Annotated in this window: 20 protein-coding genes; 6 read left to right on the top strand and 14 right to left on the bottom strand. The window is 36.4% G+C overall.

Annotated features, from left to right (window positions below):
- Window position 1: 1 nt before the first annotated feature.
- The 6 genes from gspH to gspC form a co-directional block, all read right to left on the bottom strand.
- Window positions 2-577: a type II secretion system minor pseudopilin GspH gene (gene gspH / locus GQR59_RS18350; RefSeq protein WP_160065091.1), complete on the bottom strand. Its 576-nt coding sequence runs from the start codon at window positions 575-577 to the stop codon at window positions 2-4.
- A gap of 27 nt (window positions 578-604) precedes the next feature.
- Window positions 605-1,045, bottom strand: coding sequence for a type II secretion system major pseudopilin GspG (gspG, locus tag GQR59_RS18345; protein ID WP_160065089.1), 441 nt, complete (start codon window positions 1,043-1,045; stop codon window positions 605-607).
- 39 nt (window positions 1,046-1,084) lie between these two features.
- The gene (gene gspF, locus GQR59_RS18340; RefSeq protein ID WP_160065087.1) at window positions 1,085-2,299 is read right to left on the bottom strand and encodes a type II secretion system inner membrane protein GspF; all 1,215 of its coding nucleotides are present in this window, start codon (window positions 2,297-2,299) and stop codon (window positions 1,085-1,087) included.
- A gap of 1 nt (window position 2,300) precedes the next feature.
- A complete protein-coding gene (gspE, locus tag GQR59_RS18335; RefSeq protein ID WP_160065085.1) occupies window positions 2,301-3,824 on the bottom strand; it encodes a type II secretion system ATPase GspE in 1,524 nt (507 codons plus the stop codon).
- On the bottom strand, window positions 3,821-5,833 hold the full coding sequence (gene gspD / locus GQR59_RS18330) for a type II secretion system secretin GspD (protein WP_160065083.1): 2,013 nt from the start codon (window positions 5,831-5,833) through the stop codon (window positions 3,821-3,823). Before gspD ends, gspE begins: the two co-directional genes overlap by 4 nt.
- Window positions 5,834-5,938: 105 nt before the next feature.
- Window positions 5,939-6,796 carry a type II secretion system protein GspC gene (gene gspC, locus GQR59_RS18325; protein ID WP_236546812.1) on the bottom strand — a complete coding sequence of 286 codons (858 nt, stop codon included), beginning with the start codon at window positions 6,794-6,796 and terminating at the stop codon, window positions 5,939-5,941.
- Window positions 6,797-7,099: 303 nt separating this feature from the next.
- On the opposite strand from gspC, the gene hslR reads away from it, so the two are divergent.
- The 4 genes from hslR (at window position 7,100) to GQR59_RS18305 (ending at window position 11,282) form a co-directional block, all read left to right on the top strand.
- On the top strand, window positions 7,100-7,504 hold the full coding sequence (gene hslR / locus GQR59_RS18320) for a ribosome-associated heat shock protein Hsp15 (protein WP_160065079.1): 405 nt from the start codon (window positions 7,100-7,102) through the stop codon (window positions 7,502-7,504).
- A 29-nt stretch (window positions 7,505-7,533) separates the two neighbouring features.
- Window positions 7,534-8,394: an Hsp33 family molecular chaperone HslO gene (gene hslO, locus GQR59_RS18315; protein ID WP_160065077.1), complete on the top strand. Its 861-nt coding sequence runs from the start codon at window positions 7,534-7,536 to the stop codon at window positions 8,392-8,394.
- Window positions 8,395-8,568: 174 nt separating this feature from the next.
- The gene (gene pckA, locus GQR59_RS18310) at window positions 8,569-10,188 is read left to right on the top strand and encodes a phosphoenolpyruvate carboxykinase (ATP) (RefSeq protein ID WP_160065075.1); all 1,620 of its coding nucleotides are present in this window, start codon (window positions 8,569-8,571) and stop codon (window positions 10,186-10,188) included.
- 422 nt (window positions 10,189-10,610) lie between these two features.
- Window positions 10,611-11,282: a CAP domain-containing protein gene (locus tag GQR59_RS18305; RefSeq protein ID WP_160065073.1), complete on the top strand. Its 672-nt coding sequence runs from the start codon at window positions 10,611-10,613 to the stop codon at window positions 11,280-11,282.
- Window positions 11,283-11,553: 271 nt separating this feature from the next.
- Here the strand turns inward: GQR59_RS18305 and GQR59_RS18300 are convergent, their stop codons facing one another.
- A complete protein-coding gene (locus tag GQR59_RS18300) occupies window positions 11,554-12,081 on the bottom strand; it encodes a protein disulfide oxidoreductase (RefSeq protein ID WP_160065071.1) in 528 nt (175 codons plus the stop codon).
- A gap of 1 nt (window position 12,082) precedes the next feature.
- Entirely contained in the window at window positions 12,083-14,191 is a 2,109-nt protein-coding gene (locus GQR59_RS18295) for a protein-disulfide reductase DsbD family protein (protein WP_160065069.1), read from the bottom strand.
- A 333-nt stretch (window positions 14,192-14,524) separates the two neighbouring features.
- On the opposite strand from GQR59_RS18295, the gene GQR59_RS18290 reads away from it, so the two are divergent.
- Window positions 14,525-15,514, top strand: a complete 990-nt coding sequence (locus tag GQR59_RS18290) for a 2-hydroxyacid dehydrogenase (protein WP_160065067.1) — start codon at window positions 14,525-14,527, stop codon at window positions 15,512-15,514.
- Between the two features lie 99 nt (window positions 15,515-15,613).
- On the opposite strand, the gene GQR59_RS18285 is transcribed toward GQR59_RS18290, so the two are convergent.
- The gene (locus tag GQR59_RS18285) at window positions 15,614-16,069 is read right to left on the bottom strand and encodes a methyltransferase family protein (RefSeq protein WP_160065065.1); all 456 of its coding nucleotides are present in this window, start codon (window positions 16,067-16,069) and stop codon (window positions 15,614-15,616) included.
- 612 nt (window positions 16,070-16,681) lie between these two features.
- On the opposite strand from GQR59_RS18285, the gene GQR59_RS18280 reads away from it, so the two are divergent.
- Window positions 16,682-17,251: a phosphoribosyltransferase gene (locus tag GQR59_RS18280; protein WP_025564559.1), complete on the top strand. Its 570-nt coding sequence runs from the start codon at window positions 16,682-16,684 to the stop codon at window positions 17,249-17,251.
- Window positions 17,252-17,379: 128 nt separating this feature from the next.
- Here the strand turns inward: GQR59_RS18280 and GQR59_RS18275 are convergent, their stop codons facing one another.
- From GQR59_RS18275 to GQR59_RS18255, 5 genes are all read right to left on the bottom strand, one after another.
- Window positions 17,380-17,979 (bottom strand): acyl carrier protein phosphodiesterase, encoded by a 600-nt coding sequence (locus GQR59_RS18275; RefSeq protein WP_160065063.1) that lies wholly within the window; start codon window positions 17,977-17,979, stop codon window positions 17,380-17,382.
- Between the two features lie 19 nt (window positions 17,980-17,998).
- On the bottom strand, window positions 17,999-18,880 hold the full coding sequence (locus tag GQR59_RS18270; protein ID WP_160065061.1) for a DMT family transporter: 882 nt from the start codon (window positions 18,878-18,880) through the stop codon (window positions 17,999-18,001).
- A 145-nt stretch (window positions 18,881-19,025) separates the two neighbouring features.
- Window positions 19,026-19,517, bottom strand: a complete 492-nt coding sequence (locus GQR59_RS18265) for a GNAT family N-acetyltransferase (RefSeq protein WP_160065059.1) — start codon at window positions 19,515-19,517, stop codon at window positions 19,026-19,028.
- Window positions 19,518-19,579: 62 nt separating this feature from the next.
- The gene (locus tag GQR59_RS18260; protein WP_160065057.1) at window positions 19,580-20,359 is read right to left on the bottom strand and encodes a hypothetical protein; all 780 of its coding nucleotides are present in this window, start codon (window positions 20,357-20,359) and stop codon (window positions 19,580-19,582) included.
- Window positions 20,360-20,468: 109 nt separating this feature from the next.
- On the bottom strand, window positions 20,469-21,005 hold the full coding sequence (locus tag GQR59_RS18255) for a helix-turn-helix domain-containing protein (RefSeq protein WP_160065055.1): 537 nt from the start codon (window positions 21,003-21,005) through the stop codon (window positions 20,469-20,471).
- Window positions 21,006-21,054 lie beyond the last annotated feature (49 nt).

Below are 21,054 nucleotides of genomic sequence, written 5' to 3'. Positions count from 1 at the left end.
ACTACTCACTTAATATTTCGATTAAGCCAGTCATGGCGACTTTAACAGTGACAGTATGTTCTTCGTCACCGACATTAGAAAATTGATAACTAAAAGGGGTCACTTCACCACTGGACATAACATACACACTCGGCTGAATAGTACTTTCCTGTTCTTCTCCAATATCCACTGTATATGACTCATCGATGAATGAATCATCATTAACCGCACTTTGTGCAGCTTCAAGTTCACCCCAAACACTACCCGCTAAGTTATATTCAGCAATCACAGTATCAGGGAGTATTACATCGGCTTCGATACGAGAATTAATCAGTGGTAACCATTGTCTTTTATTAACGTCATACGAAGCAAATGTATAGCCTTGCTCATTAAATTGGATGCCAAATTCAGTGTTTAATATTAACGCCTGATCTTGGGCAAGTTGTAATAACGTACTAAAACGTTGCGCATGCCATTGGCTACCTTGGGCAGTACTACCTGAACTGGGTAAAGTCATTACTACACCAACAGAAATCATCCCCATTAATAACATAACAAGCATGATTTCTAAGAGAGTAAACCCTTGTGCTTTACGCATCGTTATCAACATTAATAATATAAACTATTATTTGTCATTTAAGTTCCAGTTACCGATGTCATCATCAGTCCCTTCTTCACCATCAAGACCAACAGAAAGAATATCGACTTTTCCTTTTTCACCTGGACTATTTAACACGTAGTCATTTCCCCAAGGGTCTTGAGGAAGACGCTTAATGTAACCATCTTCTCGGTAGTTACGTGGTGATGGAGTAGAACTTGGCTCTGTAACTAATGCTTCTAAACCTTGGTCAGTTGTAGGGTAAATACTATTGTCTAATTTATACATATCTAATGCATTTTCTAATGCCACTACATCAGATTTTACTTTTTGAATATCAGCTTTATCTTTATTACCGATTAAATTAGGAACAACCATGGCTGCTAGTACACCTAAAATCACGATAACCACCATGATTTCTAATAAAGTAAAACCTTTTTGTTGAGTAGTTGATTTGAAATTTCTCACTCTTTAATCCTTTTTTATTATATAAAACAAATGGCTCAGCTAACCTGATACCATATTATTAAGTGCCAAAATAGGCTGTAAAATAGCAGCAACAATAAACAAAACAACACAGGCCATCGAAATAACCAGTGCAGGTTCAAATAAACCCAACGCTAATGTTACTTGTGCTGAAAACTGTTTGTCTTGATTATCTGCAGATCGTTCCAACATATTGCCTAATTCACCGCTACGCTCACCACTCATGATCATATGTAACATCATAGGAGGAAATAGCTTAGTACTTTCTAATGCCCTACCTAAACTTGTCCCTTCACGAACACGTTCGGCAGCTTCACCTACTTTTAAACGAATGTATTGGTTACTTAACACATCCCCTGCAATACTCATAGCATCCAGTAATGGAACAGCACTACTGTTTAAAATACTCAATGTTCTTGCAAAACGAGCGGTATTTAATTCATTTGCAACTTTACCAACAACAGGCACAGTTAATAAATAGCGATCAAATCGTAATTGGTTCTTGGCTTTTTTGAGATACTGTTTAAACAGTAAAGAAGCAATAATACACAGAACAACAAAATAGAAACCATAAGCACTTACCGCATCACTAGCGGCAATCAAAAAAGTAGTCGAGCCAGGAAGATCTGCTCCCATATGTTGAAACTGTCCAACAACTTGAGGCACAACAGAGGTCAATAAAATAGCCACAACCGATATAGCAACAAGCGTTAAAACGATCGGATAGATCAAAGCTTGCATCATTTTACTTTTCATTTCTTGTCGTTGCTCAGCGTAATCAGCGAGCCGATCTAATACTTTTTCTAAATGTCCTGATTTTTCACCGGCGGCAACCATTGCACAGAATAAGTTATCGAAGATCATCGGATAACTACGCATACTATCAGCGAGACTATGTCCTTCAATCACGCCCCCACGAACCGATGAGATCATATCTTTTATTTTTGGTTTATCACATTGATCTGCAACGGCTTGTAATGATTCTTCAATAGGAATAGAGGAAGCAACTAAGGTAGATAATTGACGCGTAATTAAAGCAAGATCAGCGGTTTTAATTTTGCTTTGAAGAAAGCTCTTACCTGCTTTTTTACGCTTAACTGAAATAGCCTCTACTTCTAACGGAGTCATCCCTGCATTACGTAATTGTTGTCGTAACATACGCGCAGAGTCAGCCTCTTGAGTCCCTTTTTTTTGTTTACCTTTTGCGTCTAGCGCTTTATAAGAAAAAGTAGCCACACTAATCCTCTCTAGTTACACGTAAGATTTCTTCTAACGTAGTCAAACCCACTAAGACTTTCTGTAGTCCATCGTCTCGAATACTCTGAGAGGTTTTACGTATTTCACGTTCAATGGCTTGTTCGCCAGCACCAGTATGAATTAATTCACGTACCACTTCATTCACCACTAATAATTCATGAATACCTGTACGTCCTCGATAGCCTGTATGATTACAATTATGGCAACCAGCAGGTCGATAAATAATAGCTTCTTCGTTTTCAGCTTTACCTAAAATAACTTTTTCAGAAGCACTCGCTGGATGAGCCGCTTTACATTTCGGACATAACCGTCGCACTAAACGCTGCGCTAACACACCAAGAATACTTGAGGATAAAAGGAAAGGTTCTACCCCCATATCACGTAAACGGGTTACCGCACCAACGGCCGTATTAGTATGTAAGGTAGATAATACTAAGTGACCTGTTAAGCTGGCTTGTACTGATATTTCCGCAGTCTCAAGGTCTCGGATCTCACCAATCATAACAACATCAGGGTCTTGCCGTAAAATAGCACGCAGACCCCGCGCAAAGGTCATATCAACCTTTGTATTAACTTGTGTTTGACCGATACCGTCAATGGAATACTCAATCGGGTCTTCGACGGTTAATATATTCCTATCTCTAGAATTAATTTCTAATAAACCCGCATAGAGAGTGGTACTTTTACCCGAGCCAGTAGGACCAGTAACAAGGATAATACCGTGTGGTTTATGAATGAGGTTTTGCAATAAAATATGGTTTTGCTTAGTCATACCAAGCGTTGATAAATCTAATTTAACTGCATTTTTATCTAATAAACGTAATACAACACGCTCGCCATGGCTAGCAGGCATAGTTGACACACGAACATCAACCGCTCGACCACCGATACGTAATGAAATACGGCCATCTTGTGGGATACGTTTCTCTGCAATATCAAGCTTTGCCATTACTTTGATACGTGAAACCAATAAAGCCGCTAATTTACGTTGCGGTTTCAATATTTCACGTAATACACCGTCAATACGAAAACGAATAACTAATGTTTGTTCAAAGGTTTCGATATGGATATCTGAGGCTTCTTCTTTAATCGCTTCGCCTAACATCGCATTAATCAACTTAATGATCGGCGCATCATCTTCGGCTTCTAATAAATCGTCGTCCGAGGGTAACTCTTCAGCTAACGTAAAGAAATCATCAGCTCCCAAGTCTTGCATTAATTGTTGCGCTTCCAATGATGATGATTGATAAGCACGGGCAACAAGTCGGTCAAAGGTTTCATCATCGACCTGCTGAGTAGTAAAGGAGTGTCCAATAACTCGTCTAGCTTCTACTAATAAATCTACAGTAGGCACTTGCTTAAAACATAGCGCACTACTTTTACCATCGTGAGACATAACGAGCTCATGCTTTTTAGAAAAAGCAAAAGGCAATTGTCCCGAAGGCGTAAATTCAACGACCTCCGGATCAACAATCGCAGCATCAACATCGCTTAAATCACTCATATTGGTCGATCCGCTTCTTTAATTACACTTTCAACTTTTTTATCAATAAAAGCATCAGAATGCCCTATAAAAGTCTCAGGATCAATTTCAACTGGTTGTCCCCATTCAGGTAGAAGAGGCACATTACTATCAGGCATTAAAGCAATGCCTTTTTCATCTTCACCAAGTTGCACTTCTCGCATTAAGCTATACTTACGCTGGCTTAATTCTCTCATCGTTTGGTCATCACGAATAATGGTTGCACGTAAAAAGATCATTAAGTTACGTTTTTCAGTACTGCTTTTAGTCGAACGGAATAACCAACCGATATAAGGGATATCACCTAAGATAGGCACTTTATCAACGGACTCATTAACTTCTTCATCAATTAACCCACCAATAACGATGGTTTCGCCTGATTTTGCTAACACAGTGGTTTTAACTGAACGGGTTGCAAAAACAACATCCACAGAGGTTTGTCCTTGGATACTCGACACTTCTTGCTCAATGACCATCTGCACCGAGTCACCTTCATTGATTTGAGGTGTCACTTTCAGCTTAATACCAACTTCTTTACGTTCAATTGTTTGGAAAGGATTGGCATTTGTTGAGCTAGATGTAGAACCTGTTAGTACAGGTACTTCATCACCAACAATGAAACTAGCTTCTTGATTATCGAGTGTTGTTAAACTTGGTGTTGCCAGAATATTTGATGTACTAGTACTGCTTAAGGCTTGTAAAATCGCAGCCCAATCACTACCAACATAACCAGCAATTCCACCTGAAATTGAAGAAATAGTTGAGGCTAAATCTTCAAAATCATCTGAATCATTATCAATAGCATAAGCACCTGCTGCTAATTCACCAATAGAAGCTCCGTTATCATTAAACTGAGTACCAAGACCTGAAGTAGAAGCCCATTGCACACTTAAATTTACACCGTCACCTTCAGATACTTCAACGATAATGGCTTCAACTAATACTTGCGCTCTACGAATATCAAGCTGATGAATAATGCTGCTTAATGATGACATTAACGCGGGTTGTGCAGAAATGATAATTGAATTAGTCGCATCATGCGCTTGAATATTTACATTCGGTTGTTTATTTGTTGAGTTAGATGATTTACCTGCTTCTTCAAGACCTTGACTAACACCACTTAACACCTGAACAACCTCTTTGGCGTTGGCATATTTCAGATAAAAAACACGTGTATTACCATTATTTTTTAATTCGTTATCTAATGATTTAACTAGCTTAATAACACGTGCTCGCGTATTTGGTTCTCCACTAATAATAACTGAATTAGTTCTTTCATCAGCCACTAAGCGAGGTTTAAGCACACTAGTAGAGCTATTTTTTGAACTAGTAGATGTTTGTTGAATAGAGTTGATCATATTCACCATATCTAAGGCACTAGCAAACTCTAGCTTAACAATATCAACTTCTTGGTCACCGGCCCTATCAACACGCTGAATAATTTTGACTAAACGGTTAACAACCGCAGCACGCCCAGTGATCATAATTACATTTGAAGGATCGTAATGCACAACATTACCACCGCCAGCACTATCATTAAGTTGACGTAATAAAGGCGCTAATTCTCTTACTGAGACATTGATGACGGGCACAACGCGCGTAACCATTTCATCACCTTTGTATTGATTACCATCATCAATAACAGGAATGGCGGCTACTTTGGCATCTTTCGATTTAATAACTTTAAGGATGCCATTATCCATTTCAACGACAGCAAAACCATAAACTTCTAATACATTTAAAAAGAATTGATAATATTGCTTTTCATTAAGAAGGTCATAACTACGTACATTAATTTTACCTCGTACAGCAGGATCCAAGATAATTGTTTTCTGTAAGTTTTTACCAACAATATTAATAAACTCATTAAGATCGGCATTTTTAAAACTTGCTGAAAACTCAGCCGCTTGCACTAGAGTGGACTGTGAAAGTAAAATAAAAACACTGGCCCCTATTAGTCTGACCAGTTTTTTCTTAATCCCTAAAATCATTACACCAACCTCATTTTTACATATTTCTGTATATAGTCATTAGTTAATAAACGACTGTTATTAGTAGTTTAGTTGTCTAAACTTATTTTTATACTTGCTTTTATATTATGGAATACTAATAAATAACTCATTTAACTCACCATCACGATCAACCGTTAAGCTCATTTCCGTCATGGTAGGGAACTCTTTCATTAAGCCTAATGCTTGAGTTATATCGGTTAAATCGACCCCATTTAGTTCAATGACTAAATCATCTGCTTGTAATCCAGCTTCTTCAAATAATTCTGGTTTTTTACCTGGGTTAACTTTATAACCTTTAATCAGATTTCCATCTCGTACAGGAGAGATATTAATATAATCAAGTAATTTTCCTGGGTCTTCGACTAATAATTCTCTATTTAGATCTATCTCTGTTGTCTTTTTTGTACGGCTTCTACGTTTTTTAGAAGGAACATTAACTTCCTGCCCTTTTTCGATAGTATCCATTCTTTTATTAGCTTGTTCTAACCCATCTAAGATTAAGGTTTGCTTTTCACCATTAACATTAATAATGATTCGATCACTATAAATTTCAGTCACGATTGCATCTGTGCCTGGAATTTCAGAATCTATAAAATAGCTATCTTGCATTCTTTTATATTCAATAATGACACTTGAAAATTGTGGTTCAGACGATGCGACAATACCCACTAAGGTAAGTTTAAGACGTGTTTTAGGAGCTTCAGTCAGACTTTCGTTATTAACGACTTTATTACCTTCACCTTCATACTTCCCAAATAATAATTGCTGTTGTAATTTTTTAGTATTTAACGCAATCGCTTTATTTTCTATTTTTTGAGCCGTTGGACTCCAATTATAAGATGATTCTTTAACTGGGTATAAAGACCAAGTTAATACACCTGATTGATAAGCGATTAAAGCACAGATCACTGCCAGTATTATTTTCGGTAGTAGGGAAATCATAACCTCTATTCTCATCCTGTAACTAAATCATTAAATATCAATTCTTATTGCTGTCATATTAATGCTAACGAAGCTGTTTATAAAAAGATATCATAAGACAATTTCAATAATGGGACTTAGGCTATAAGTTTAAGGTGCAGTTGTCGATAAAATAACGACTTTATAATCAATATTATGGCATAAACACGCCTTGATTTATCTGCTTTTGACCCCATCTATAAATAATCAGTTCATTATTTTGTTTTAGTTTAGTAAATAAGTGCTTTTTGCTATACTACACTTCGCTTTTTCGAGTTATAAATTATGACAAAATCAACAGTCAGATTAGATAAATGGTTATGGGCATCTCGGTTTTATAAAACTCGAGGCTTAGCACGAGATATGGTGCAAGGTGGCAAAGTCCATTACAACGGCCAACGCTGTAAAGCGAGTAAAATAGTAGAAATTGGCGCAACACTATCAATACGTCAAGGCGAACTTCTGTTTGAGGTGACTGTTGAAGCAATTTCAGAGCATCGCAGAGGTGCTCCGATTGCACAAACGCTATATCAAGAAACAGAAAAAAGTGTCGTTAAACGAGAACAACACCAATTGCTTCGTAAACTAAGTTTACAGAACGCGCCACATCCAGATCGTAAGCCAAATAAAAAAGAACGCCGTGAGTTAATACACGCAAAAACACAACGTAACACAGCGAATTTTGACTAGCCGCTGCAGAATATATATTGAGAGACTTTATGACAGACCAACTACAACGCTTCCTATTTGATGATTTTGAAATTCGTGGTGAAATTGCACAAGCACACAGTGCATTTGAACAATGCATTGATAACCACGACTACCCTGCTGAAATAGCGAATACTATTGGAGAACTGCTAATAGCAACTAGCTTATTAACCGCAACCTTAAAGTTTGAAGGAAAAATAACCGTACAAATTCAAGGTGATGGTCCACTCAGCATGGCAGTCATTAATGCGAATCAAGATTTAGAAGTACGTGGAACAGCGCGTTATGAAGGTGATACAACAGGTTTATCATTTTCACAACTAATTGGTAAAGGTAATCTGATGATTACTATCACACCCGAAGATGGTGAACGCTACCAAGGCATAGTCGCACTTGAAAAAGATACGCTAGCGGCATGTTTAGAAGATTACTTTGTTCAATCTGAACAACTCGCAACTAAAATCAGTCTATTTGCAGACAGCCAAGCAACTCCTGTACAGGCTGCTGGCCTATTAATTCAAACATTACCTGCTCACAGTGATACGCATGAAGAAGACTTCGCTCATGTATGTGCATTAGCGGGGACGATTAAAGCTGAAGAAATTTATACATTACAGAATGATGAATTATTATTCCGTTTATATCATCAAGAGAAAGTACGCTTATTTGAAATGCAACCAATTAGCTTCAAATGTGGTTGTTCACAAGAACGTTGTTTATCATCATTAGCATCACTTAATGAAACAGAAATAAAAGAAATATTGGAAGAGCAAGAAAGCATTGATATGCGTTGTGAATATTGCGCAACAACTTACTCTTTTAAAGAAAAAGATCTTCAAATTTTATTTACTTCTACAGACCCAAAACATTAATTATCATACAAAAGTGTGACCTCACAAAGTTGCCATAGATATTTTTCTGTGGCATCTATTTGATCAAGAATCAGACCCAGATCCCACTTCTTTTCCCATAATTCACTTACTCTCCAAATTCTTACTTCACTTTTTTTTAATAGAAAGATCATAAGTTATAAGGGGAAAAATAACATGGCTCAGACAGTACTATCGACAACACAACTGGAAAAATACGGCATAACAGATATCTCTGAGGTTATTTACAATCCTAGTTATGAAACCCTATTTATAGAAGAGACAGCGACCTCTTTAAGCGGCTGTGAAAAAGGTATCATTACTGAGAATGGAACCGTTGCTGTTGATACTGGCATTTTTACTGGTCGTTCTCCTAAAGATAAATATATATTAAAAGATGACACGACTCGCGATACTGTTTGGTGGAGCGATCAAGGTAAGAATGATAATAAAGCCATTGACCAATCAACTTGGTCGGCGCTTAAAACAGTCGTAACAGACCAACTTTCTAATAAAAAACTCTTTGTGGTTGATGCTTATTGTGGTGCTAATGTTAATTCACGTTTAAAAGTGCGTTTTATTATGGAAGTTGCTTGGCAAGCACATTTTGTCACTAACATGTTTATTCGCCCAACTGCGGAAGAATTAATTGATTTTGAACCTGATTTTGTAGTGATGAATGGGTCAAAAACAAATAACCCAAACTGGAAAGAGCAAGGGTTAAACTCTGAGAACTTTGTTGCCTTTAACTTAACTGAAAAAATACAAGTTATTGGTGGTACTTGGTACGGTGGAGAAATGAAAAAGGGTTTATTCTCTGTCATGAACTACTTATTACCTCTCAACGGTATGGCCTCTATGCATTGTTCAGCTAATGTCGGAAAAGCTGGCGATACGGCTATTTTCTTTGGTTTATCTGGCACCGGTAAAACAACACTTTCAACAGATCCTAAACGTCAATTAATCGGTGATGATGAGCATGGCTGGGATGATGATGGTGTATTTAACTTTGAAGGTGGGTGTTACGCTAAAACAGTACGTTTAAGTGCTGAAGCTGAACCAGATATCTTTGGAGCGATTAAACGTAATGCTCTACTAGAAAATGTGATGATAGATGAACAAGGTGTTGTTGATTATGATGATGCCAGTAAAACTGAAAACGGCCGAGTTTCATACCCAATTTATCATATTGAAAATATCGTGAAACCTATCTCAAAAGGCGGTCATGCTCAAAAAGTAATATTTTTAACCGCCGATGCATTTGGGGTTTTACCGCCAGTATCTAAACTTACTAAAGCACAAACACAGTATCACTTCTTATCTGGCTTTACAGCTAAGTTAGCGGGTACAGAACGAGGGATCACAGAGCCTACTCCTACTTTTTCAGCGTGTTTTGGCGCCGCTTTTTTAAGTCTGCATCCAACACAATATGCAGAGCAATTAGTCAAGCGTATGGAAGCTTGTGGCGCAGAAGCTTACCTCGTAAACACTGGATGGAATGGTTCTGGCAAACGTATTTCAATTAAAGACACTCGCGGTATTATTGATGCTATTTTAGATGGATCTATTGAAAAAGCAGAAACGAAAACTATCCCATTATTTAACTTAGAAGTGCCTACTGCATTACCTAATGTAAATAGTGCGATTTTAGATCCACGTGATACTTACGCTGATACTGAAGAATGGAATACTAAAGCAGAAAAACTAGCGCATCTATTCATTAAGAACTTTGATCGTTATACCGATAAAAAAGAAGGTAAAGTATTACTTTCTGCCGGGCCAATATTTACAAGCTAATCAACACTTAGTTATTAATACCGATTACATTAAATATGTTATCTAAATTTCGCGCTGAAAAAACAGTTCAATTCAAGGTGTAAATTGACGTAAACCGCTGTTCTATTTACGAAATTTACAACGAGGTAGTGGGCTGTTTTAACCAGTAAAATAGATAAACTATTTATTGTAATTGGTATAGTAGGCTACCAAGCCCATATTCATATGTTTAACGTTATATTAAACAGTGCATATGGGCTTTTTTTATTTAAGTGTTTTATTTTTTAAATCGCCTCCCCCAAAAAAATATACAGTGGTTCAGGTGAGGTTGAACTTAGATTAATAGGACTTGTCTATTTTTTCCAGAAAAAGGATTTAAATATAATTGCTTATTTCTAACTAAGAAAATTTAGATAATCAACGACTCTATAGGAAATGATAAAATGAAATATTGGTTAGCCTCTTTACTTTGTATATTGATGATCACTGGATGTGGTAGTAATTCATCAAGCAGCACAACTGAATCAACGAGTGATGAGGGTATAGAAAACACCTCAACAAGTTCATCCGATGATATCTCTACTGATGTCGATGAATCAAATAATGAAAGCACTACTAATGAGACTTCTGTTGATGATTCTGCGACTACAACTGAGACTGAGACTTCAAACGTAGATTACAGCCTAATGACATGCGAAGATAATTTATCTGAGGTATTAGCATTAATTAATCAGCTTCGTATTGAGAGTCAAACCTGCGGTAATACAAGCTACCCTGCTGTGGCAGAAGTAACTTGGAGTAGTACGTTAACCTTAGCGGCCAGTGAGCATTCAAATAACATGGCAAATTATAATTTTTTTGATCATACAGGTTTAGATGGAAGCACAGTTGGTACCCGTGTTACTGCACAAGGTTACACTTGGAGTCGTGTTTCTGAAAACATTGCTGGCGGTCAAATTTCAGCACAAGAAGTTGTTGATGGGTGGATGTCTAGTGAAGGTCATTGCATTAATATTATGAATTCAGATGTGACTGAAATGGGGTTAGCTTGCCAAGTAAATAGTGACTCTGACTATCAACGTTATTGGACTCAAGTATTCGCTAAACCAAGATAACTAGAAAATTTAAAAGGGATTACTCTTAATCCCTTTTAAATCATTACTTAGATTAACGACTATACATACCCATTACCATTAAAGATGCAAAAATCAGCAAGTCTTGCAGGTCGCCAACTCGAAAACCAATACTGCGTTGCAACACTCGATAAGGACTAGCCATTATCATTATGTTACGCCTTGTATTGATGTCCAAGTTAACGACTGGATAATGTATCTTGATTGGTAATCGGTATACATAATGACTTTGAACGAATAAACCTCATTTAATTTAGCTTAACAACATTCTTACCCACATACCAAATGGACTAGTGAAACCAGTTGTAACAGAAGTCACTTCACCTTTACTAATCACAATAATGGTCGGCGTTAAACTAATTCCCCATTCACGACCTATCTCCCCTTTGGGATCATTGACCACAGTAAAGTCATAATTTTTAGCACCTAGGTATTGTTGAATGCGCTTATTTTCACCAGAGTTCAGAGCAACAGTAACCACTTGCATCTGACCACTTACAAAATCAACAGAGGGGGAAACGGTGCTACAAATACTGCACCATGTGGCCCAGAAATAAACCAAAACAGGCTTATCTTGGCTCATTGCGATCAAATCAACTTTGTTGCCTTGTACACTAGTTGTCACTAATTCAGGTGCTTTACCAGATGCAATCGATTGAGCTCGCCATATATCAACACCCCAACCTAATGCCAATGCTAATAGCACATAAACAGCCAGCGATCTTAGTCGTGAACCCCAGCTTTTTTTTACTTTCGACTCTTGAAGGTTTGGTTCAATCATTTTATTGCCCTTTTGCTTGTTTTAATGCATCGATAACATCATCACTATTTAAAATAGTAGATAACTCAATACCATTAGGTGCCGCTGGGCCATAAACAATATTAAAAGGAACACCATAACGTCCAAATGATTGTAAATAGGCAGTCACCGAGTCAGAACGTACTGTCCAATCACCACTCATCGCTATAACACCATCTTCTTGTAATGCACTGTAAACAGGATTTTGCAATAACACACCAATTTTATTGGCCTTACAAGTGACACACCATTTTGCAGTCACATCTACAAATACAACATTGCCTTTATTCACTTCTTGTTCTATTAATTGTGCATTTAATGGTACCCAAGTGATCTCATCTTGTAATGGGTTGGCCCAATGCTTAGCCGTTAAACTACCTACAATCAAAACAATAGCTGCCACGATCATAAATATACCAAAAGCGATAAAGAATAAACGTTTACCATGCTTTTTCAGGATTAAAGCGGCAAATATAATTAAAATAAGCGCAGCAACTAAAATGGTATAAAGCAGTCCGATAAAACTACTTAACAAACTCACTAACCATAGACACGTTGCTAAAATAAGTAATCCAAACACTAACTTAATAGTCCCCATCCACTTGCCTGGTTTAGGCATTAACAAGGCAATACTTGGGAACAAGGCAATGAGTAACCAAGGCAATGCCATCCCTAAACCTAATGCAGTGAAGACAGCAAATAATTGCCATGCCGATGCACCTAATGCAAATGCAACAGCGGTTCCCAAGAAAGGTGCGCTACAAGGTGTTGCTAATAACGTTGCAAACATACCTTGTAAATAATGGCCTAGATAAGAATGCCCTCCTTTTGTTGCTAGCCATGTCTGCATTGAAGAAGGTAACTGAATTTCAAATAAACCAAGCATATTCGCGGTGAATATTGCGGTGACAATAATCATGAAAGTAATGAAGTAAGGACTTTGGAACTGAATCCCCCAGCCTAACGCTTCACCTGACAACTTGAGTATTAATAAAAACAGAGCCAGTAACCAGAACGAACTAATAATACCAGCACTAGAAGCTAAAAACTGTTTACGTACTTGTGAACGTTGACTGCCATCGACACCTAATACTGAGCTCAATTTCATGCCTAATACTGGTAATACACAAGGCATGATATTTAAAATTAAACCACCTATTAATGCCACCAAGAAAATAGACCAAATAGACTCGCCAACTGTTGAAATGGTCTGATTGCCTAAAGTAGTGGCAACTTCTACAGCAATATCAGCATCAACCACTGTAATGTTGACATTGGCATTACTTAAATCAACTTCACCACCCCAACTGCTTGCATTAAACGTCGCTGTAACTTGTTTTCCTGACACGGAGAGAATAGGTTTAGAAAAGAAGACATTCTCTAATTCAGGATCATTACTATCAATGAATACGTCAGGAGTTTCCCAGCCTATTTGATGTGATAGTTGTACTGATACTTCTTGATTAAATTGGTCCCATGAACTGATAATATTTGTAATATTGGCATTATTCTTTTGTGCTTTGATGGCACTTTGATCAACTAAAATCGGTACACTACTGGCGGCTTGCGCATAAGCAAAAGCAACATCTTCATTAATACTGAGGCCATTAGGATCAAAACTTAAATCAATTTCGTAATCAGTTAACACACAAATCGTGGTACATGACGCTAGCGTTAACGTACCTTTTAATCGACTGACTTGTTGAGGATCTTTCAGTTGTAACTGAATGGGGAAATGAATTTGATCTTTATAACCAACTGTTTCAACGCCTAATACAGGATAACGTTTAGGGGTTGGCCAAGACCAATCAACCGCATCAATATTATATGATTGATCAGTCCACTCAAATGTAGGAGCAACCCCACCTTCACCTGGAGATCGCCAATATGTTTTCCAATCTTTCGCTAAATCAACATTCAAAATACCATTCACAGTACTTTCTTGAACTTGCCCTGTTAGCTGCAAATTAACTTTAACAGGTAGGTGGTTAAAATTAGTGATCCATCCTGTTTCTGGCGCTTGTGCAAATGCACTACTGGAAAGACTGACAATGAACAGTAACGATGAAAAAAAATGCTTTAAAAAGGGCATGAAAACTCCGAGAAAATACCAAATGAAATAGTTTGTAGCATAAATACAGTCTGTGACCGAATAAAAATTAAAAAGTTCGCCACGATCACCCACAGTTGACCGTCAATAACCTGAATTTATTGCACTTTAAATGCAATAATTAATGAAAGAATTTATATCGTTATTTATATGTTTATTTATATAACAACAAAGTAATCCCTTTGCTTAAGTTACGACGTATAAGGTGTACAATTGTAAAATATAAAACAACAATAGATATTACTGTATTGCTGTTATTGATTAAAAGTACGATTATTTTGTTACAACATTACTTTTCAACACGGAGTTACCTTTATGAAAGTCGCAATGTTCAGTTCCCGTAGTTATGATATTCAGCATTTTAAACCATTGATTTCAGACCCTATCAGCATTAACTTTTTTGATACTCAACTTAATTCACACACCGCAGCATTGGCTACAGGTTATGATGCTATATGTGCGTTTGTAAACGATGATTTAAGTGCGCCTGTTTTAAATCAACTTCACGAGTTAGGTATTAAATATATTGCCATGCGTTGTGCTGGTTTTAATAATATTGACTTATTTTGTGCAAAATCACTCGGTATGACGATTGTTCGTGTTCCCGCTTACTCACCAGAAGCCGTTGCAGAACATGCCATTGCATTATTAATGACACTTAACAGACGAACACACAAAGCATATCAACGTACTCGTGATGCAAACTTCTCACTAGAAGGCTTAGTGGGCTTTAACCTACATGGTAAAACAGTTGGTATTATTGGTACGGGTAAAATTGGCCTAGCAACAATGACCATCTTTAAAGGCTTTGGCTGTAAGATATTAGCTTCCGACCCTTACCCATCTGATAAAGCTAAAGCGCTAGGTGCGGAATACGTTAGCTTAGAAACTTTATTTGAAAACAGCGACATGATCAGTTTGCACTGCCCACTCACCAGTGACAATAAACATTTATTAAACAAAGATACATTTGCATTAATGAAAGATGGCGTGACTATTATTAATACTAGTCGTGGTGGTTTATTGAATGCGCATGATGCCATTGAAGCATTAAAGTCAGGTCGTATTGGTGGCCTAGGTTTAGATGTATATGAAGAAGAAGAGCATTTATTCTTTAATGACCACTCGAGTGAGATCATAACCGATGATATTTTCCGCCGTTTATCTGCTTGTCATAATGTGATCTTCACAGGTCATCAAGCTTTCTTAACAAAAGAAGCATTAACCAGTATTGCACAAACAACGCTTGATAATTTACGAGAGCTATTAGAAGATAACAGCAGCATCAATCAAGTTAGTGAATAGCCATTAACCACTAACTCCACTAGTAAGCAGATAAAATCTAGTAAGCAGATAAAATCTATTTTCTTCCCCGTTTTATCTGCTACTTTTACATCCTAATCTCTAAAGCCAACGTCTAACTTTTTGTTTATATGTAATAAATGAATTCTCAAAAAGGATCAACAAAGCAGCTTCCTCCGGTCTAATAAAATATTTATTCATCGTATGAATATAGATGGGCAATAAGACTAAACATAATAAATTACTCAACAAGAAAGCTTCAGCTATTAAAAAGCCCAATAAGCCTAAATACATAGGGTTTCTAGAATAACGATAGATTCCAGAAGTCACTAAATGAGTCGTTTTTTCAGGAGTAGTAGGGTCTACCGTTGTATTTGCTTTCTTAAATTTCCATCCACTACTGATAATAACTAACACAGATACAAACAATGAAGTGGTTGATAACCAATCAAAGCTAAATGAGTTAACATTAAATAAAGGAGCCAAGATACTCATCAAATACATCATGATCATAAATGAAAGGGTTACCAATGGTGGATATTTCATTATTCGTTGCATTTTATTTCCTCTTTTTAAAAAATAGATTATTAATACCAATCACACTAATTAATTGATCTATTTCGCTGGTTAAAGTCACTTATTTCTTCGTTGTAAATTTCGTAAAGGAAGCAGCTATTAAAGAATTAACCTCTTTTAGTTAATCCTCCAACAGACGATTAACGAAGTTATACCAATGGAATTAAATAAGTGATCAGAGATTGCACAGGAAAAATTAACACTAATAAGGCGTGAGTTGTAGGAGATAGTTGTTCTCACTTCAAAACTCACAACGCTGTTAGGGGTAATTTTAACCAGCAAGAATGTTCACCTTATTAATTATTTTGGTATTAATCTTCAAAAGGCCTCAATTTACACCTTAAACTAAGTCATTATTCCTACGTAAAATTTAGATCACTTATTGAATGTAATCGGTATAAATAAAGACTTACCAATACTAAGATCAATAAAAGCAACATCATTAGATGTCATAATGAATAATAGTAACGTGTTTAAAATCTATAACTTACCTTGCGTAGCCATTATTTTATAGGATTTTTAGCATGCAAATTGTGCAGAGAGGTCTTTTTTAGTTTAAACTGCGCGACTAAATTAATTCCAGAGGAAAATGATATGTCTGATAAAGTCTTTATCACTGCACAACAATTACTTGAAGACTCATTTCGTCTTGCAGCACAAGTTTACGATAGTGGTTTTCGCCCACAGTTTATTGTTGGTATTTGGCGTGGCGGCGCTCCAATCGGTATTGCAGTTCAAGAATTCTTTGACTATCAAAAAGTAGAGACAGATCATATCGCAGTACGTACTTCTTCTTATTACGGCATCGGTAAACAAAGTAAAACAATTAAAGTACACGGTTTACATTACATTATTGAAAATGCTAATGCCGATGATGGCTTGTTAATTGTAGATGACGTATTTGACTCAGGCCGCAGTGTTGTTGCGTTAACTGAAAAACTAAATGAAGTAATGCGCTTAAATATGCCACGCGACGTACGCATAGCAACGCCTTATTACAAGCCTAAGAACAAAGCCGTATCTATTGTGCCAGACTACTATATTCATGAATCAGATGAATGGTTAGTATTCCCACATGAAGTATCAGGTTTGTCACCTAAAGAAATTTCTGAAGGTAAAAGCGACTTAAAAAATATCGCACACTTGTTTACTAGAGAAGACTAAATAATTACTTATAGTTAATTAAGCTTAAAGTAGCTTAAGCTTAATAATACGATTTTATAAAGGAGACAATTTAGTCTCCTTTTTTGTATCGAAAAAATTAAAAAACAACCAAAAAAGTGAATAATCACTTACCTTTTAACCTCTATAAATTCTTGGCTTGCTTTTAGCACATCCTCATATAAAGCAAAAAATACGACACTCAGATCTGCATAATTTTCCCTCAATACTTTTCCTGTTTCAGCTAAAGGTGCCATTCGTTCGCTTCGTGTTGCCATACGTTTTAAAGCATATTCAATATTTTCTATCTTTTGATAGGACTCGAGCCACTTATCTTTCCAAACCCAACCATTAATACGTTCAAAACGTTCTGGTAAAATAACGTCCTTTACTTGTGTTTCACTAACAATCTTTTGTTCTGCTAATTGGCAAAATTCAGCTAAAGTTAAATGATGAAAAGTGGTCCAATGTCGAGCCAAGAAATGATCCCAGAACATATCAAGTGCAATGGGAGCGTAACGCCGTAATACTTTAGGAAATAGTAATTTAGCAGCGAGTACTTGTGGGTGCTTATCCGTAAAACTATCGACATAACGATGTAAACGGATACCTTGGACTATATTAGTAGGAAATTGACCATCAGGATTGCCTTTAACAAAATCTCCTAAAAAATTACCACTAAAACTCGTATTGGTAGAAGCCGCGATATGTAAATGTGCAAGATAGTTCATAATGGCTTTACCTTAATCGCTATTGAGTTTGTATGTTTTGGCTAACGTTAGCATGGCGTTTACTGACCACGATACCAGTAAAAACAACAAAAATACTTCCCCATTGCCAAAGCGTTAATATCTCATTTAGTAATAATGCCGATAATAATAAAGCAAAAATAGGGACTAAGTTTGAATAAGCTGCGGCGGTTAATACTGAGCTTTTTGCAAGTGCATAGTTATACATCCCATAAGCACCTATTGTCACCGCAGAACCTAAATAAACAATATTCATTAACGCATTAATATCATGTTGTGGTGGTAACTCAATAAAGAATAAAAAAGGGGCAAAAAACACGGTACCTGAAAAACCTTGTAAAGCGATTAATGACAAAGCGGAGTATCTATTCAATAAATGTTTCATACTAACAACATAGAAAGCAGCACATACCATGGCTAAAAATTCTAACGTATTTCCGAGTAAAGGATTCGGAGCATGATCAGTATTAGGAGACACGACGCTTAGTAATACACTTCCCGTAATACACAAGCTGAAACCAACAATGATCTGTTTACTCAGCTTTTCTTGAATCAAGAAAAATGCAAACAAGGCGACCATTAACGGCAAACAAGAGACAATAATACCTGCCTGTGAAGCCGAGGTATATTGCATTGCATAACCTTCAAATAAAAAATATAAACAGGGTTCAGCTAACGACATGACCAACAACCATTTCCAATCTCCTTGCTGATATTGAAAACGTTTTATCCAACGCCATAAACATAAACAAATTAGAAGAGTGATTAGCATTCGTAAAAAGATAACAAAAGACGGTGGATAAATATCAATCGCCGCTTTCAAAGCAACAAAGGAACTACCCCATAAAAAAGTAGCAATTAAGAAACAAAGTCCAGCAGGCATAGATCATCTCTAAAAAATAAATTAAGGACGGTAAAGTGATAATTTTCTGCTCATTCTTATTTTCATCATCACTTTAAAAGTACACTATTAACACACGTTAGGTAATAGGCGTTAAGGTTTTACTAGAAGGTAATAATATCCATATTTATTCTATTTCTTGATGATATAACACGAATCCTCTGGCTTGATAATTAGCGAGTGCACTAGGATGGTCCAAACTACAGGTATGCACCCAAAGTCGCTTAGCATTGCACACTGTCCAAGCTTGTTGAATCGCATACGTTAATAAATAGCCGCCAAAACCTTTACCAATAAAAGCAGGCGCTAATCCAAAATACTTAATTTCAACGTCCTGTTCGTCACTCACTTCTAGCTCAAAATAACCCGCAATAGCACCTTTATAATAAGTGACCCAAGTACGTAAATTATCGCGTTCAGCATAAGCTTTCCAAGATTCATCAGACTCATTTAATTTGTCCAACCACTGCCATTTCTCGCCGACTAAAGAATATAAGAAACGATTAAAACGATACTCTTTGATAATAGACTCGGAAATACTTAACCCTTCAACTTTTGGTTTTTCATTAAGTTGTTCCGCTTGGTTCATTTCTAAATAATAGATAGTCGTTTGACTCATTCTGTTCCCTTAATAACATCATCTCAACTATAACTTTATTCTTATAACAATGCATTTAAGCGCTACTGAGTAGTCGCTTTCTCATATAATTCTTTAAAACCTTTAGTACTAAATACAAAACTTTCTTCGCCTGTATAAGGTTTTAATTTAACGACAGTGTTCTTCATGAATTGATCAAGTACAAAGTCGTTGCCTTCTTCTGTATCTGCATAAAAGGCCACTATTTCTCCTTTACATAAAAGGGTGAATTTAACTAAATCATCATTAACATACATAGGCACTGACTGAGATTTCTGAAGAGATTCATCTTCACACCCTTTTTCCGCACTTGCTTGAAAGAACACGCTCAGGTGCTGATATGATCCCCTACCTAATATAGCGACTAATGATCCACTAACCACTTCTTTAGTAATAATCATTTTCTGTTTTTTATTAATATACCAACCTTTACTATCTTCCACTTTCGTTTGTATAGAAATGTTATCTAAGTACTTAGGCATATCGTCAACATAAATATCTACCGATCTTGCAAAATTTTTCCAACGTTCTTTTACAGGGACATAATAATAAGCTAAATCAATAGCCTGACCATTAACCGTCAACTCCCATAAACCTTTGTAATTAGCATCTTGTATTGCGGCCTGGTCAATAACAACATTTTGAGGGAGCACGTCACCACATGGACTGCATAGTTTTTGAATAACATGGATATTTTCAGTTTGTAAAAGCTGCAAAGCGGCATTCGCTTCTTTTTTGCTTATCCGCTGAGCTTGATCTGCATAAACAATCGTATAAATAGTGCATCCAAGAAACACGACCAACAAACGTTTGATGATACTCATTAGTTTTAACCTTATTCGTATAAGCAATTTATTTTTAAGAAATTGTTTTTTAAGTAATTTTTCTATTAATGATTTTTTATATTAAGTTTCTTATATTAAACTTTTTATATTAAGAGTAGTGAATAATATTAAAAAAACGTAAAGGGATATCGCCAATATTACGATAAATATGTGACTGATTTGCATTAAACTTAGCTTTTTCGCCTGTATTCAATGTCTTCCATTGTCCATCAGCAAAATAGTCCATGCAACCACTGGTGACTACAATATGTTCAATCACACCTATTTGATGAGCCTCTGAATGCTGTTCATGACCCACCGCAAAAGATAATTCAAACATCTCAATACCTGTCTTTTCATCATATTCAAAAACAGTTTCAATACTGACTGTTTGGTCTTGATTAAAACCTGTGGTGTTCGTATCTAGTGGATTTTTTTGACCTAAGAAGTCTGATAAAGGCAGCTCAAAACCTGTCGCTATTTTCCACAGCTTAGCAATTGTCGGACTTGACTCCCCTCGCTCTATTTGCCCTAACATTGCCTTGGAAACACCGCAATGTTGACTTGCAGTATCTAAACTCCAACCTTTATTGGTGCGATTTTTTTTCAGCTGCGTGGCCACTGCTTTATTTATTGAATCAGACATATTTACCTTGTGCGTTATAACAGTCAATGTTAACTTTGGTTTTTTGTAC

This window comes from Psychromonas sp. L1A2 (assembly GCF_009828855.1).
Lineage (GTDB): Bacteria > Pseudomonadota > Gammaproteobacteria > Enterobacterales > Psychromonadaceae > Psychromonas.
Note: the sequence above shows the minus strand (reverse complement) of the source record. Positions and strands in the feature narration are given on the sequence as shown.